We start from the raw sequence: 16807 nt of genomic DNA, 5'->3' as shown, positions 1-16807 counted from the left end.
CAACAAGCTCGACGAACTGATGCCTTGGAACTGGGCGCCGATGGCTGCCCCGCAGGCAGAGGCCGCCTAAACCGCGGTATCAACCGGGCGGTTACGTTCGTCATCAAGGGCTGGCAACACAAGCTTCCCGTCGCGGGCCAGGCGCCGCCATTCCGACACGTGGTTCGGACGCAGCTCATACTTCGCGGCCACGGAATTCACCGTCGCCCCCGGCAGCAGCGTCTCCGCCACAACCCGCGCCTTCGCATCATCCGGCCAGCGCCGCCGCCCGTCCTCGTAGATCACCACGCCAAGTGAACTGAGAAACTCCGTCATAGTCTCCATGGAGAAACTCCACCCATGCCAAACAACAGGGACGGACTCGCAGAACCGCAAGATCACAGTAAGGTGGGGGCAGAACACCGCTTACACACGTACGCGGACTAGGTCATCTTCGATGCGGCCCTGCGCGGAGATGACTCCGGCCCAAACAGCGGACGCTAGCCCACCCCCCGGGACGCGGCCTGTGCGAGAAACATCCCGAGCCGGGTGATCCGGAAGCTGCGCTGCGCGGGATTGAACCGGTCGAGAATGCCGGTCATCTCGAGATCGGGTCCGAGCGAGACAAGATCCTTGCCGGTCGCCCCGAGGATTTCCTCGTTGGCAAGATCGTAGACCTGGGCGTCGGGAACGCTCCTGTCGGCCAGGTCGAGAACCTCGGCGAGGATGCGCGCGGCCCGGGTCATCTCGGCGTCGAACCCGTCCGCTTCCGAGACATCCGCGGGCGGGACGGCCGAGAGGTGCTCCAGGAAATCGTCGGCATTGCGAAGATCCGCGACAAGGGCGATGAGGCGCGCGGGAATGCCGCCGGTCCTGTCCAGGATCGCATCGAGGATATCCTTGCGATCGAGAGGCATTTCCTCGATCAGCCCGAGATAGGTGCGCAGCATCTCCGTACCCCACGGGCGGAGGGCCTCGGCGCGGCGGGTGATGGCGATTTCTCGCAGCGCCGGCACCGCGGCGTCGAGCACCAGGATGGGGCGCACCTTGCCGGAGCGGACGGAGGCACGCTCATCGGTGAAGTGCAGTACCTTCTCGACCTCCGTCGCCGCGGGCTGGAAGACGACGACCTTCATCTCCCGACGCGTACCCGGTTCCTGGCGCAGCCTGTCGGCATAATCCTTCTGGGTCGTGGCGATCTCGACGGAGATGCGCTTCCCGCCCGGGGGCGTGCCGAGCGTCTCCGCGTAATCCCGGATCGCGGCCGGAACGGTCTCGCACCCGAGGAGCCGGGTTCCCGCGACCACCCGCGCCCCCGGATCGCCCTGGTCCTTCAACAGCCGGGCGAGCTGGCCATCGGTGAGCGGGGAAAAATGCCGCGCGTCGCGCCATGGCATCGCCGCCCGCGCCCCGCGCAGGACCCGGCGGTTGGTCGACGGGTTGTAGTCGTGCGGCGGCTCGACATCCTGGAGCGCGATCAGCTCCTCGGTGATCTCGCTCTCGGTGCCGAGCATGTTGGCCACCTGCCGGGTGCGCAGGCAGTAGGTTGGCGGCAGGTGGTCGTGCTCGATCTTGCCGAGGATGCCGAGCTCGAACATCTCGTCGAGGATCGTCTGCATGTCGGAGAGCGGGATCGGCTCGAGCTGGTCGGGCCAGTATTCGGCCGTCGCCTCCAGGATCGCGCGCGCCTGGAGCCCCTCGTGCAGAACCTCCGCGTCCTGGCCCTGCCATTTCAGGAAGCCGAGCACATAGGCGATCAGCTTGTAGCGCGGATCGAGATCGAGCGTGTAGCCGAACTTCTTGCGGATCCCTGCCAGGATCGCCTCGAAACCCTGCCCCTCGAAGAGAATGTCCCGCGGGATCTCCCAGAGCGGCCCGCCCTGGGCGGAATCGCGCCGGGCGTGGAGATGGCGCAGGAGTTCCTTGGCATAGACCTGCACCAGCGAGGGGTAGTGGTTCACGTAGGACAGGATCTCGTCGGGCGCGCTGTCATCGGCGAAGCGGAACCCCGCCGCGCGCATCGGCTCGACCACGAGGCGGTAGGCGGCCTCCCGGTCGTCATGGGTGTTGTTGAGCGGACCCACGCAGATCGCCGACCCGAAATGCGCCAGCGGCGAGTTGGAGGACTTGAACATCCGCTGGACGTGGTGAAGCCCGGCGAAGACCGTCTTGAAGGCGCGGTTGGTATCCTCCATCAGCCCCTTGATATGCATCAGGTTCGGGAAGTCGTTCTTGGCCTCGTAGGCCAGGAAGCTGTCGGTCTCGTCGAGCAGGACGAGCACCTGGCGGCCGGGTCGCTCCATGAGCCAGCGCTTGATGTCGGCGATCACCGCGTCGCGGCCGCTGCTCTTCTGCGCCACGACGCCGTCCGGACGCAGCTTGTCGGCGATGATCGACCAGATCTCGCCGGCCTGGCGCGCGCCGCCGAGCGACTTCACGTCCTCGCGGATCACGATCCGCCCGTTCTTCGGGTCGTGGTGGAGTTCCTCGACCTGAGCGAGCAGTGCCGACTTGCCGAGCTGGCGGCCGCCATAGACGAGGATGCCCTCGGAATCCCGCCCGACGATCTTCTCGATCTCCTCGCGGCGCCCGAAGAACATCTCGCGCGGCAGCTTGCCGGCATCGGTGATGTAGGGCTCCACCCGCCCGAAGGGCAGGCTGCAGTCGAACAGGACCGCGAGCCGGTCCTCGCTGCGGATCGCGACGAAGGCTGCCGTGAGCTCGTCGATCACCAGCGCGGGAAGGCCGGTGTCGCGCAGGCGCTGAGCCATGTCGCGTCGCCGCGCCACGGTCATACGTCCGGCGACGAGAATGAGCGTCGGGATATCGGTCTTCAGCACCGGCTGGATCTGCTCCAGAAGGACGGACGGGTGCATCACGACCACCTGGTAGTGATCGGCCGAGCGCGATCCGAAGACCGGCGGACAGAACCAGTCGCCGGACTGGGAGACGTTCATGCTGACCTCGTGGCGCCAGGCCTTGTGGCCCTGGATCTGCGTCCCCTTGCGCGGCGCGACATTGAGGAAGGAGAGCGACTGGAGAAGGTTCTTCAGCGGCGCGGCCGTGGCATTGCCCAGCGCGACGGCATGGGCAAGGTCGAACCAGGCCTCCATGAGATCGCCGGACGCGTCACGACGGTCATCCTCGACAGCCAGAGGCCCGCCCGCGGCGAAGGCCGCCCGGTATTCGGGCAGGCCGCCGGGCCAGTCGGCCTCGCCAGCGGCCTCGATGAAGCCCGGGAAGAAATCCTCGAACGGTCCCGTCAGTGCGACCGAGAGCTGGCCGACGGCGCGGTCGTCGCGGATATGCGCGATCTGGTCCTCGGCATTCTCGAGTGTCATCTCCGGCAGGCGCGCGATCAGCGCGTCGATCTCCGCGGCCATCTGCGGCTTGGCCTCGCGCGCCGCCTCCAGGCGCTGGCGCTGGTCGTCGAGGATATCCTGCCGGATCTCATGCACGAGATCGTGGGTCCGCGTGACGAGTTCCATGATCTCGTCGAGATCGGAGGGCAGGTTCGAGGCCGGGCTGGTGGAGAGCGCCTCGAGCTTCATCTCGCGGTCGTCGCGGAGATTCTCGGCGATCGCGTCGAGCCGGCTGATCTCGCGCTGGATCTCCTCCGGTCGCCTGAGGTCGATCTTGCCGACCTCGCGCAGGGCGCGGGCCGCCACGCGCAGGGCCTCGAGCGTCTCATCGATGCGCCCGGTGCGCACGGCATCGATCCGGGCCCGGGTCTCCTCGCGCAGGGTCTCGTCCTCGATGCGCGACAGCAGCCGCGCCGCGCGGCGGAAGGCGCCGACCTCGATATGCTCGTCGATCGCCTGGAATGCGCCCGGGACCGACCTGCGCAACAGGAATTCGATCAGGCCCTCATCGAAGCGATCGACGACCCCCTCGCCATCGCCGGTCCGGATCGGCAGGAGATCGAGCTCGTCATGCACGGCGGAGTCGTAATCGGGCCAGATCGCGGGGAGATGGCCTTCGAGGAGGCCGAGGAATTCCGAGAACCGGGCGTCGAGCCAGGCGCAGATCGCGGCTTCGAGCGGCTCTCCGACCGCTTCTCGTCCCTGCGCGCAAAGCGCCTCCCGCGCCGCCCGCGCGCGGGTGACGAGCTGGCTCACGATGCGCTTCTGCTGGTCGGCATTGCCGCCCGGCCGACCCCGCTCCTCGGCAAGAGCGTCCAGCCACTGGGTCAGCAGGTCACGGCCCTCGCCCATCCGGCGGTAGATGTACTGCATCGTGATCGTGGGGAACCGGCTCTGGTACTGGGTGCCGCTGCCGGGATTGATCTCGCGCACCCGGGCATTGATCATCTCCTGGGTCTCGAACCGCGCGATGACCTCGCGCGCGGCCGCCTCGGCCTTGGCCACGTCCCCGTTGCGGATCTTCCGGATCAGCGCGCCGAATTCGCCGGAGGGCTTGACGAACTTGTGGATGATCGCGGTCGAGGGCTGACAGGGCCCCTGGCGCATCGCCGTGGTTTCCATCCACTCGAAGAGCGCCTTCTCGACCCGCGGCCGCCGCGCCATGGCGGGCCGCCCGGACAGTTTCGCGAGATCCTGCAGCGTCGGGTTGAAGGAGAAATCGACCTCGGCCAGCGCCTGGGCGAAATCGCCCACGCTGGCGGCATAGGAGCCGAGGCTGAGCCGTCCGATGGTCTCGCGCGCCATGGTCGCCGGCACCAGCACCGCCGGCCGCAGCAGCGCCCCGAGCATCAGCGCGCCGGCATGGGGATTGTCGCCATCGGCCTGCTCGGCCGGGATCATCAGCGACTGCACGCGTGTCGTCGAGCTGTCGTAGGATTCGAAGGGAATACGCGCCGCCGCCGCGAGATGCAGACTCTGTTCGGGCAGCGCCGGCACGACCCCGAAACGGTCGAGCGCGCCGGCGGCCCGTGCCGCGATCGCCAGCCGGTCATCCCGCACGAGTTCCGCGAAGACGCTGGCGAGGGAGGTGTCGTCGATGTCGCGCAGCACGCTCGGTGCGATCGTGCTTCCCGCCCCCGGTCCGGGTTCGGGGATCGCGACGGGCTCGGCATCCGCCCCGCCCGTCGCGCTTTCCGTCGCTTCCGATCCACCCCCGCCCGCCGGCAGGTCTTCCCCGGCCGGGTCCGCCTCGAGCGCTTCCCGGGAGGGCATGGCCGTTTCGCCCGCCGCCCCGGCCTCCGCTCCGCCGCCTTCCGGGACGCCTTCCGGAGCGCACTCCCCGACTTCCTCGCCCGACTGTATCTCCGTGTCGCCGCCGGGCACCCTGTCCGGGATCGTGTTGCCTGCCGCCCCCGCCGTCCCGGATATCTCGTCCGCCGCCCCGCCCGCCGGCGCATCTCCTGCACCTGCGCCGTCCCCGAGCAGCTCGCGCATCTCCGCGAGCGCGGCGTCCCGGTCAGACCGGAGCCGGTCGGCCTCCTTGTCGAGCCCGGCCATCTTCCCGGAGATCTCCTGGAGCAGTGCCCAGTCCTTCGCCTGCCGCGCCGCGTCGAGATCGGCCTCGTGCGCGGTCATTCGACCCGGCACCGCCGCGAGATTGCTGTCGGCGCTCTCGATCGCCGCGCAGAGGGCCTCGAGGCGATCCTCTGTCCCTGCCGGCACCACGCGGCGGGTCATGGACGGGCCCAGGATCGCCTCGATGCGCCCGGCAAGACCGCTGTTGTCCCTGTGCTCGTCCTGCAGGTTCTTCCAGTCGATGATTGCCGTGGCGAGGAGAAGAATACCCATGCTGCCGGAGACCGCATCGCCGGAGCGGAACACCTCGGTGAAATGTGCAAGGGCATCGGCAAGATGGGCGCGTTCCTCCTCGGATCCGGTGATCTTGCCCCCCGCGATGCGCAGCAGGGCTCGCGCGGGATGATCCGGAATATCCCGGAAGCTCGCGTCGATATCCGCCTGCGGCCAGGCTTCCGTGTCCTCCGGCATGTCCTCCGCGAGATCGTCCTCCGCGAACAGCCCGGCCTGCACGACAAGCGTGCGGACCTCCTGTCTGTCGCGTTCGCCGATATCGAGGGCGTAGAGAAAGAAGAGGCCTATGATGTCGCGGGGTTCCAGCATTCGCCCGCCCCCGCGCGCCTTCTCCAGGATGCTGTCGCAGAGTGGATGGGTTTTGATCGCCAGCTTCGTCGGCGCGAACGCGCCGTAAAGCGAAACGAGGAAGGATTCTTCCTCGCGCCGGACCGATCTCTTGATGTGGCGTCCCGTGGCTGGCGCGGCGGCGAACATGAAGACATGGAGGAAATGAGGGCTTGTTTCGAGGAGGTCGAGGAAAGCGGTAAAGAATTCGTCGTTGTTCCGGATATCCACTTCTCGGTCGAGAAAGGCCTCGAAGACAATCTGGATATTTTTTCGCTGGGCAATCGGGATCCGGACGCTGTCCTTCAGGAAGTCGAGAATGTCGGGACAGGCTGCGCGCATGCGGGGCGGAAGAGCCGGCAGGTTGGCGAAATTATCACTGGTCTCCAGCGCAGAAAGGAGTCGATCGAGTGTCATGCCCGTCAGGAGGGAATCACCGGCTCCCCCGAGAAACATGCTGCCGAAATCCGTTTCCATGGCTTTTCCTGTCCGATTGTCAGGCAATGCGGTAATTCCCTGTGCCCGATATCCTGTCAATACAGGCGTTTGCGTGTTTGCCGAAAATTCTTCCGATCATGAGGCCCTCCCGGTCTCCGACCGTGAAATTCCCGACCGGTCGAGAAGGAAGTCGATCCAGGCAAGCACGGGACGGCGGTCGAAATCGCCCCAGTGCTTCTGGTTCGAGTAATCGTTCAGGCAGTGCGTGCAGGAGCGGGTGCAATTGGGATTGCGGCAATCCAGGACGCGCCGGGTGGCCAGCAGCAGCGCGTCCATCCCGAAGCGCGCGTCCCGCGCGAGCCGGGTGGCATAGCCCGCCCCGCCGGAGACCGCGTCGTAGATCACGACCACCGGGGAGGCGCCGAGCCGCTGGGCGAGCGCGCGCAGGTCGCGCGGATCGGTCTCCAGCGCGTCGGCCGCGGCGAGCCGCATCGCCTCGGCAAGGGTGAGGATGAACTCGGGGCCGACCGACACCGGCAGGCCGTCCGCGCCCACATGTGCGGTCTCGAACAGGAAGCTGCGCACATCGGTCTCGAACACATGCGAGAGATCGATCGGGCGGACCTCGCCGTCGAAGCCGCAATCGCGGTCGCTTCGCGGGTTGCGATGCGGCGGGAAGGCGGTCCGCTGTTGCCAGCTGGTCCCCGGCATCGCGGGCACGGGATGGGCCGCCTCGCAGCGGCCGCACCAGGCGAAACCCCCGCCGAGCGGCCCCCGGTTGACGACGATGATGCGCCCGATCCGCTCCTCGGGCGCGTTCGAGCCCGGGGCGTGGAAGGTCAGGATCCCGTCGATGCCGGTCGGTTCGTAGGCATGCCGCGGAGCAAGGGTCAGCAGGCGCACCTCGTCGGTGACCCGCGTCTTGAGTCGCGCCGCCCCCGGGTCGCGCCCGGTATGGTTCCTGAGATCGGTCAGAAAGCCGGTGGGCTGGATCGTGTCGCGCGGCCGGTTCATGCCTTCGAAGGACGCGCCGCATTGCGAGCACTCCGGCATCGGGTCGTCGTCGGGATAGGTGACCTGGGGAAAGCCGCAGGTCTCGCAGACCCGGAGCCGGGTCTTCTCGACGAAGGTCTCCTCCCCGGTGAAACGGTTGCGCTTGACGATGCCGGCCGAGGTCCAGACCCGCCCGCCGGCGACCACTTCGGCGCCGGGGGCGTATTCCGAGATCCCGATCGCCCCGTCGCGGCTGAGCTCGATCAGGGCCGCGTCCCGCGTCTGGCGCTGCGAGGACACCACCTCGAGGCTCACCGAGTGGACAGGAAAGCTGTAGGTCGGGATGATCGCGCGCCGCGAGAGCTGGTCGACCAGCATCTGGTCGATGAAGCGCGCCTGGTTCGCGGTCAGGATGTCGATGGCGCGCGACAGCCGCGTGCGCGCCTCGGCCGCCGTGTCGTCGAGATCCCGGAGTTCGGTGATGAGCGCGCTGATCTCGTCCTGGAACCGCATCCAGCGCTCGAAGATCGCGTCGGCGAAGAACCCGACCCGGTCGCGGAACGCGGCTTCGAGTGCTGCCTCGTCGAACCCGATGCCGAGCGCCCGGATCTCGGGCGGGAGGCGGTCGCGAAGGCCGGCGGCCCGCGCCAGGTGCGCCTGCCCGGACGGCGAAGCGATCCAGCTCTCGAGATCCTGGTCGAAGAGCGTGCGGTTCGCCTCGGTGAGAACCTCGCCGAAGATGTCGCGGAGCCGCGGTGCGCCCATGCGCCTCACCCCGGCCAGGCGATGTTCCAGGAAGCCCGAGAGACAGGTCGCGATCTGGTGGCGCCGGAAGAACCCGGCATTGTCGAGCGAGAGATAAGGCACCCGCGGCCGCTCGCGCAGATAGGCGCCGAAGGTCGGGAACTTGGCCTGGTCGAAGCGCGCCGAGCGCGCGGCGGTCAGCACGATGGGCGCGACCTGCGCCCGCCGACCGGCCCGCCCCGACCGCTGCTGGTAATTCGCGATCGAGGGCGGGATGTTCTTGCAGAACACCGCCTCGAGATCGCCGAGATCGACGCCCATCTCCATCGTCGTCGTGCAGGACAGCAGGTTGATCTCGCCATCCTTGAACAGGTCCTCGATCTGCGACCGGAGCCCGGTGGAGATCGCGGCCGTGTGTTCGCGCGCGATCCCCAGCACCGGCCGTTCGCGGTACCGGCGGATGTAGTAGTTCTCGCTGTCGAGCCGCGCCCTCTGGTCCGGCGACAGGGTCCGGATCCGGCCGCGACACCCGGTCGACTGGCAGATGCCGACCGTGTCGAACTGGGTGCGCACCCCGCAGCTGTCGCATTGGTAGAGAGGCACATCCCGCCCCGGCCCGATCAGCAGGCTGGAATCGGCCTTGAGCCCCATCCCGCGGCGATGCGGCGCGAAGGGCGATCCCGCCCGCCCGACCTGGCTCCAGAAGGCGCGCAGGATGTCATGGCGCATGGTGTCATCCGTTATGCCCATGCGGCCGAGCAGGTCGGTGAAGCGGTTCTCGTTGTTCGGCGCCGGCAGGTAGCTCATGACGTTCTGGCTGCGCGGCACCGGGTAGTCGGAGACCGCCCGGCTTTCCTGGGCGTAATACTCTGTCCAGATCGAGGCGTCGTCGAGGCGGATGCCCCCGGAATTCGCGGTGGAGATCGCGCGCTGCAGCCGGGCCTGCTTCATCAGCCAGAGCGTCAGGTCGCGCGAAGCGGGCTTGAGCGGATCGGGCAGTGCGCGCTCCACCCGCCGAATGAAGCGGTCGAGATTGGCATAGGTGACATGGAGCAGCCCGAACCCCTCGAGCGAGGTGCGCACGCCCGAGTTCGAGGTGATCTCGGCCAGGATCATCGCCTTGAGGCGGAGCCGCTCGTCCTCGCCGGAGACGGGGGCGGAATTGATCGCGCCCTGGTAGAGGCGCAGCCCGGTTTCCTCAAGGCGCCGCCGGACCGCGGTGCAGAGGTTGTCGATATCGGTCTCGCCGCCTTCTTCCAGCGCCGCGAGCATCGCGCCGCGGATCGCCTGCTCGCGGGAGGTGCGCTCGAAGAAGGGGGCGTAGAAGGCGGCGTCCTGGCGGTTGTCGCTGAAGGTGAGGATCTTGCGCCCCTGCATCGGGCGGTCCTGGCCCGGCGGCCCCGGCGGCAGGCTCTCGAGCAGCGCCTGGCAGGAGACCGCCGCGAAGGCGTCGTCGCCGGGGTGAATGCCGGTGATCGGCTCGGCATGGAGGCGCGGGCTGAAACCGCAGGCGGCGCAGCGCCTGAGATAGGCGCGCCCCTCCTCGGCATCCTCCTCGAGCGGGAGCTCGTGCAGCAGCACGGCGGAAGGGTCGTCCTCGCCCGCGTAATGTCCCGTCGCCGGATCGATGTAGCGCGTCAGCGGTGGATCCGCGGGCCCTGCCCTGCCCTCGCCGGCCTCGTCGGTCTCGGGTCCCTCGAGAAGGCGCATGACGACCCGGACCCGGCCGCGCTCGGGGACCGGCGCGATGCCGGTCTCGCCCTGCCAGGCTTCGAGATAGGGCTCTCCGCAATTGCGGCAGACCATCAGGCGGAAGGCCGGGCTCGCGTGGTCGGGACCGGTTTCCGCCCCGAGGACGAGATCTTCGACCTTTTCCGGAGCCTCGGCCGAGAGGGTTGCGCCCACGGTTTCGACCGAGGAGGCGACGAGGTGGTAGCGCGCCGGCAGCAGCGGGAAGGCGGCGCCGTCCGGCGAGGTTGCCAGGACCCCGACGGAGATCAGCCCGGCCAGCGCCGCGCGCGCTTCCGGCAGACCGGCCTCCGGGAACAGCTCGGCGGCTGCGCTGTCCATGGGGATCGCACCCTCCTCGAGGATCCCGGTCAGCCGGGCGATCTCCTCGATCTCGCCCAGGCGCCGGATCAGGCCGTCGCCGAGCGAGGGCGCCGCGCCGTCGATGCGGAGCGCGTCGAGCCCGAGATCCTCGGCCTCCTCGTTCCAGGTCTCGGGATCGACCCGCCGTCCGAGATCGGCCTCCGCCCGGACGAAGGCCGCCAGCTCTCCAGCCTGCGCCCAGGCGGCGGGGCTCAGGCCGGAGGCGTCAGGCCGGGCGGCGATCGCAGGATGACGCTGGCGCCGGGAGGTGATGATCGAGGCCTCGCCCGCGAAGGGCTCGCCGAAGAGGTTCTCGGCGAACCCGGCGAGCTCGGCCTTGCGGTCGGGGTCGAGCGAGGCCGAGGTGCCGACGCAGCGCAGGCGGCCATCGGCGATGCCGAGATGGGCCTTCAGCCGCCGCATCAGGAAGGCCACCTCGATCGCCTGGGCACCGGTATAGGTATGGATCTCGTCGAGCACGATCCATCTCAGCCGCGCGTCCTGCAGCAGCGGCCGATTCCGCGGCAGCAGCAGGATGTGCTCCAGCATCGCGTAGTTGGTGATCAGGACATGCGGCGGCCGGCTGCGCATCTCTTCGCGCGAGAGAAGCCAGTTCGCGGGGATGTCGTCCATCCCGGGAAGGATGTCCTCGAAGCTCGACATGCCGCGCAGCTTCGCCGCCTCCTCGGTCCGCGTCGCGTTGGAGGCCACGGCCCCGGTATAGCGTCCGAGCGTGATGCCCTGGTCCCCGAGATCGCGAAACAGGAGGCCCGCGATCCGAAGGAGCTGGTCGTTGGCGAGCGCGTTGAGCGGGTAGACGAGGATCGCCCGGACGCCCGGCCGGTCGAGATCAGGATCGCGCAGCAGGTCGTCGACCAGGGGATAGAGGAACCCCTCGGTCTTCCCCGAGCCGGTGCCGGTGGCTACCAGGTAATTGTCCCGCCGCATCAGCGCCTCATCCTGGTGGCCGTGCAGCGGCCGGTCGAAGACCCGGGCATCGCTGAAGGCTTCCCAGCGGGCGGACAGGACACCCTCGGCCGCGAGCTGGCGGAGTGACCGGCCCTTCTCGAAATCCGGCAACGTCTCGAGGAACGGCCCCCTGACGATCTCCGCGGAGGAGACGAGATCGCGCAGCCGGCTTGCGAGGCCGGGGGCGCGGATGGCGTTCACCGGCGAGGACGTGGCGATGAAGCGAGACAGCCGGGTGCCGAGATCGGCGGCGAAGCGGTTCGGGTCGAGCTCTGTCATGGCGTTGAATCGATCTGACGAATGTCTGTTCCTGTGGGGCAATCCTCCCCGTATGGAGGCTGGGCGATACTGGCTTCGAGCGCAATGAAATATCCGCAGAGCTCGGGCGCGGCATGCACCAGGTGCGAGGAGACGCGTTCGGCCGTCTCCCGGTCCAGCCCGGTGCGCCGGGCGATCCGCGCGTGGAACGCCCGCGTTGCCGCCCGCCGCGCCGCCCGCGCGAGCCGGTGGAGATGCAGGGCGACGAGCAGCCCGCGCCCGTCGCCCCGCGCCCCGTTGTCGAAATGGGACAGCAGGCCGGCCTCCTCGTTATAGGTGTCGAGCACGTCCCCGATCGCTCGGGCGGTGGCGCCGCGCCCCAGGAGTTCCGGGAGATCCGTGGAATCGAGCCGCAGCCGGTAGGCGTTGAACGCGTCCCGCAATCCCGGTGCATCGAGGCCGGGCGCGCCGGCCCGGTCCGCTTCCGGGCCGGGATCCTCTTCCAGGATGAAGGCGAGCCAGTCCGAAAGATCGCCGGTGTAGCGGTCGGTGCGCGCGGCGGCGAACCGCGCGACGGGCGCCAGCCCGCCGCCGAGCCCGGCGAGGTCGGCGGGATTGCGTTCGAGGATGTCCGGGGAGATCCGGAAGATCTCGGTGCGCGGGACATGCGGGACGAGATCGCCCTCGCCCGAGAGGTCGAGGGGCAATGCGGCCAGGGCCGGGAGCAGCGGCCTCAGCAGCGCGCCGCGGCGGCAGGCGGTCACCAGCGCGTCGAGGCGCGGCAGGAGCACCCGGCGCAGATCGTCTTCGATCCGGTCGGGCCAGGGGGTGGCGGCCCAGCGCCCGACCCGGGCGAGCCGGTCCGGCGTGGCGCTGCCGGTTTCGCGATCGAGAAAGCCCGCGACATGGCGGCCCGAGCGATCGGTGAACACGCTCATGTCGCGGTCGCCCGCCTCGCGGAAGAGCGGGGTCAGCTTCACCAGGCCCGAGCGCCCCGCGAGGGCGGCGGTGCCGATTCCGAGGATCGCCACCCCTGCCTCCGGGCTCTCCCGGATCTCGATGAAGGCCGGCATCGGGTGATCGACCGGCGCCGATGACAGGGCATGGGCATAGCGCTCCCGCGCCCCGGTCTCGTCCTCGATCTCCAGCCCGATGGCATCGATCTCTCCGGCAGTCTCGATGCGGAACGCGATCCGGTCCGCCGTGGCCTGCATCTCTATCGTCCCGCGCCGCCCGGCCTCTTCCAGCCGCAGCAGGATGTGCCGGCTGCCATCGGGGCGCTCGAGAAGCACCCGGTCGTCCTGCCGGAAAAGCTCTTCCAGGACCCCGACCGGGAGCGGCCAGCTGTCGCGCGCGAGGAAGGGCCTGCGGATGCGCTGCCCGCAGGCCAGGAGATCGGCGTCCCGCAATCCCGACCGGATGACGATCGTGTCGTTGCGGACGTCCTCGTCGAGCCGGAAGGTACTGCCCGCGGGCAGGAAATGATGGTGCCTGTCCGCCAGCGCGTAGTGGAAGACCCGCGTGGTGCGATGGGGCAGCCGGACATCCTCGGAGCTGCCGTCCATGTCGAAACACAGGATGGTTTCGGCGCTGTCGGCCATGGCCGACACCCAGAGGCGGGTCTTGGTGACCTCGACGCCCCGGCTCCTCTCCGGCCGGAAATTCCCGGGGACGTGATCCATCTCGAAGGGTTTTTCCGGATCGTAGGCGCCGCTGCCCGGCCAGAGAAGAACGCGGCTGCTGGTTTCCGCCCTTGCATCGGGCGCGGGTGCGACCCCGGGCGCGAGCAGGCAGAAGCGGACGGGACCGGGCGCAGCCGACTCGGCGAAGCCGGCCTCGGCCAGCCCGAGCGTGCCCCGCCCCTCGGCATCGAGTGCGACGACCCGGTAATGGACCAGCCCGTCCCGGGCGATCCTGAGAATGCGGTCCTGGGGCGCCCCGGTGGGGATGGAGACGATCCCGAGCCTGCCCGAGCTGGCATAGAGCGGTCGCGCTCCTGCGCGCCCGATCACCGGCGCGTCGATGGTGAGACCCATCTCGCCGCTGGGCGCGAGGGTCGCGCCCGCGCCGTTGCCGAAGGCGATGCAGAGCGCGCTGTCGGCGAGCCGGGCGTAGGAGAGATGGCAGCCGAAGAACGGGACCGTGATGTCGGCGCCCTGCCCCGTCACGTCGAACGCGTCCGCCGAGAGCAGGATGAGATCGCCGGGCGGCACCTCGACCGGACCCTCCGGGCAAGGTCCGCGATAGGCGAGGCGGCCGGTCCCGAGATCGAAGACCAGCAACTCGCCAGGCCGGGGCGAGAGGGGAATGTCGCGGGTCTGCTGCCCGGCCGTCCAGGTAAGGCTGTCCGGCCAGGGCTCCGGAATTGCCATGGGCTGTCCGGATGGAAGGCGGAGCTCGGTTTGCCCGAACCGGACCGTCTGCAGGCTGCCGGGATTGTCGTTGAGTACCGACAGCCCCTTCTGCCCCCAGAACAGGATGGGCGGCGGGGTGAGGTCGGATTTCCGCGTCCCGGTGAGCCGGGACATGCGGTCGAGCGCGTCAAAGAAGAGGACGGCCGAGGCGTTGGGCGCCGTCCGCCCGCTGCGCCAGAGCGTGAAGAGCTCCGCGTAATAGGCGGTCCGGTCCTCGGCGAGCGGGGTCCGGATGCGGGGCCGGGCGTCGAACTCGAAGGCGACGGCTGCGCGCTGCCAGGCCCGGCGGGCGGCGAGGTCCTCGTCGGCCGGAAGGCCGAGCCGCCGCGCCCGCAGCAGGAAGATCCGCGCAAGCTCCTCGAGGGCGGCATCGGGTACACCGACGGCAGCAAAGAACAGGGAGGTCGGATCGGAGGGATGCCTGGGATGGATCCCCAGGTGGCGAACCGCCTTGAGGTAGCCGGACTTGAACCGTTCGCGTCCCTCGCCGGGAGAGAGATCTATCCCGAGGGTTCGGGAAATCGGGGGATAGACATATCGATCCGCCCCGACATAGTGGCGTGCAAGTCCCTGGAGCGTTGCCCAGGCGGCGAGAAGGGGTGCGGTCTCGAAAAGCCGGGCCATTACCCACACACGTCCCTTTACGCGGGTCCGGACGGCTTCAAGATACGATTCCGCCTCACGCGCCGGAAGTGGAAGCTGGGCGGGGAAAGGAGGCGCCGATTTCGAATCCCAGAGCGGTCTGAGCGCTGCTTCGATCTCTTCGGTCAATGCGCCTCCGTTCTGGAAAACACAGGTAAAAAACAGAAAGACAGATATGCCAGATTCCTGATGCGCTCAAGTTGTGCGTTACGCGGTTCACTACGCCTGACGTAAGACTCCCAATCAGACGGTCAGAAAATCCTTGCGTCGAAGGGGGCATCCAAACATGGACGCCGATCACCCCAAGATAGGGGTCAAACTTGCATGCCGTTCCACAGATCGTGGTGCTTCCCAAGGCTTGAGCTCGCGCTGCAACTACACGAAGGTCAAGAAAGGGCTGGCCTGCGATGCCACCTCTGACGGGCCGCGCCGCCGCATGTCGACCTGCCCGCGAACGGAAAGCAAGGGCCGGACTTCGAATCACCACGTGAAGGCACTTGGTGCGGCGTTCCGCTCAAGCGTGCGGACGACCGTGAGTCGCGTGGACAAGGGGTCTCTGCCAAGCTCGCGGCGCGACAAACCGCCACACTCCATACATCTCAACTGGCCCCTTCTCCACGGTCAAACGGGAAGTTTCCCGAGTTAGTAGAGTGATTTCCCGAACGCCTCCGGAGGCGCCCGCGACGGCAAGAGCTTTCTTCTGCCGGTCTGGACGCAACAACCGGCATCCCGCCCCGATCAACCGAAGACGGTCGTCCTCTTCTCCCCGTCTGTTCCGAGATGGAAGCAGGGTTTTCCCTACTCGCGACGCACCGACACGAGTTCCCCAAACCGAACCGGTTCACCCTCGTCATCGCGGAAATCCCAGCCATGCGCAAGCAGCCTGCGAGGAAGGTCCGAGGGTGCGATCTTCCTGTATCGGTTCGCGGTATCCGAACGGTTCCATCCCCCCTGGTCGAGAAGTTTCCCCCAATTTCGGGTGGCGGAAAAGTGCCAAGTGGCCCAGGAATGGCGACATGAATAAACGCACACCGCGTCGTCCAGACCGGCCGCAATCCGTACCTTCCTGAAGGCCGCGGCCATCTGTCCGCCCCGATTTTTCGAGAACTTGTAAGGTTGTCCGTTGGGCGCGGGAAAGGCCGGTCCGCTCTCCGGGATTTTCCCGATGAGTTCGACCGTCCGGGTCGGCAGCCGAACGAAGCGGGCCCTGTAGACGGTCTTCGTTCCCGGCAACCACCATTCCCGGGTGTCCGGATTCCAGCCCTCGGCTGTCAGCGACATGGTTTCCCCGGGCCCCGCGCCGGTCCCGAGCATGAAGGCGATCTTCCTCAATGTCTCCCGGTTGGGATCCCGAAGCCCGGCCGCCTCGGGATTTTCCGCCGCAGCCAGAAGTCTTTCGGCCTCCTCGGGGGTTAGCCAGCGAAGACGGCGATTGTCCTCGTGTTTCTCTCGCCTTTTTCCGGCGGTAAAATTCTGCACCGCCTTGATCGGGACGCGCAGCTGTCGGCGGATCGTATCCGGCTTCGCAGTCGGATAGAGCACACTGGCCGCTTCGGCCATGCGAACGTGATCAATCTCCGCGACAGCAGTGTCTGGCCCGAAATACTTCACGATCCGCGGAAGGAACCGTTCTTCCCCTCCCTGTTCCACGTAGAGCCGGGCCGCCTCCTTGAAGGTGATCGGTTTCGGTTCAGGCCGTGGTGCCGTCGCTTTTTCCCATGCCTCCCTGTAGAGCGCGTAGGCAAGCGCGTTGGCCTCCTCCCTGAGACTTGGGTCGCGGAGACGCAGGCGACGCCTGACTCTTTTTCCCTCCACGCGGAAGTCCACGACCCACGCATTTGCTTCCGAGGACCATACAGGGGCCCAGACCTTCCTGTTCACCAAGTTTTCCTCCAGGGCAGTTCGCTCTGCAGGGAAGATTGGCCAGAATCCTGCAACCGAAAATCCTTTCCGGAGCGCAGTACCGCCAAGCTTCCTTTTTCCCTTCACAAGATCGGGTGTCGGAGATGGAGTTCTTCCCGCCGGGATTCCGCCGATGTCGTGGCGTGCCCTTGCGATTTCCTCCGCTCACCCGGACGGGATCAGGGAGGAAAAATGAAAGCGGGAAAAAGATTCGGGAGTTTTCCTAGGCTCAGGACTCGTTCTTGATCATAGCCAGAACAAGACGGTTGCGGCGAGCATGATCGCAGAGAAGAACGTTTCCGGGCACCGATCGTATCG

General features: G+C 67.9%; 5 protein-coding genes. All 5 read right to left on the bottom strand.

Annotation, left to right across the window (positions count from 1 at the left end; translation table 11 throughout):
• Positions 1–66: 66 nt before the first annotated feature.
• A complete protein-coding gene (locus EV216_RS17445; RefSeq protein ID WP_132697062.1) occupies positions 67–324 on the bottom strand; it encodes a transposase in 258 nt (85 codons plus the stop codon).
• A gap of 155 nt (positions 325–479) precedes the next feature.
• Entirely contained in the window at positions 480–6515 is a 6036-nt protein-coding gene (locus EV216_RS17440; protein ID WP_132697060.1) for an ATP-binding protein, read from the bottom strand.
• A 96-nt stretch (positions 6516–6611) separates the two neighbouring features.
• Positions 6612–11552 carry a DEAD/DEAH box helicase gene (locus tag EV216_RS17435; RefSeq protein WP_132697058.1) on the bottom strand — a complete coding sequence of 1647 codons (4941 nt, stop codon included), beginning with the start codon at positions 11550–11552 and terminating at the stop codon, positions 6612–6614.
• The gene (locus EV216_RS17430) at positions 11549–14716 is read right to left on the bottom strand and encodes a hypothetical protein (RefSeq protein WP_132697056.1); all 3168 of its coding nucleotides are present in this window, start codon (positions 14714–14716) and stop codon (positions 11549–11551) included. The genes EV216_RS17435 and EV216_RS17430 overlap by 4 nt, the downstream gene beginning before the upstream one ends.
• A gap of 669 nt (positions 14717–15385) precedes the next feature.
• On the bottom strand, positions 15386–16468 hold the full coding sequence (locus tag EV216_RS17425) for a tyrosine-type recombinase/integrase (protein ID WP_132697054.1): 1083 nt from the start codon (positions 16466–16468) through the stop codon (positions 15386–15388).
• Positions 16469–16807: the final 339 nt, after the last annotated feature.

Origin of the sequence: Rhodovulum steppense (genome assembly GCF_004339675.1) — a bacterium.
GTDB classification, from domain to species: domain Bacteria; phylum Pseudomonadota; class Alphaproteobacteria; order Rhodobacterales; family Rhodobacteraceae; genus Rhodovulum; species Rhodovulum steppense.
Note: the sequence above shows the minus strand (reverse complement) of the source record. Positions and strands in the feature narration are given on the sequence as shown.

Bases quoted from the DNA above. Each gene is read 5' to 3' on its own strand.
- EV216_RS17445 (WP_132697062.1), bottom strand. From the start codon at position 324: ATGGAGACTATGACGGAGTTTCTCAGTTCACTTGGCGTGGTGATCTAC.
- EV216_RS17435 (WP_132697058.1), bottom strand. From the start codon at position 11,552: ATGACAGAGCTCGACCCGAACCGCTTCGCCGCCGATCTCGGCACCCGG.
- EV216_RS17440 (WP_132697060.1), bottom strand. From the start codon at position 6,515: ATGGAAACGGATTTCGGCAGCATGTTTCTCGGGGGAGCCGGTGATTCC.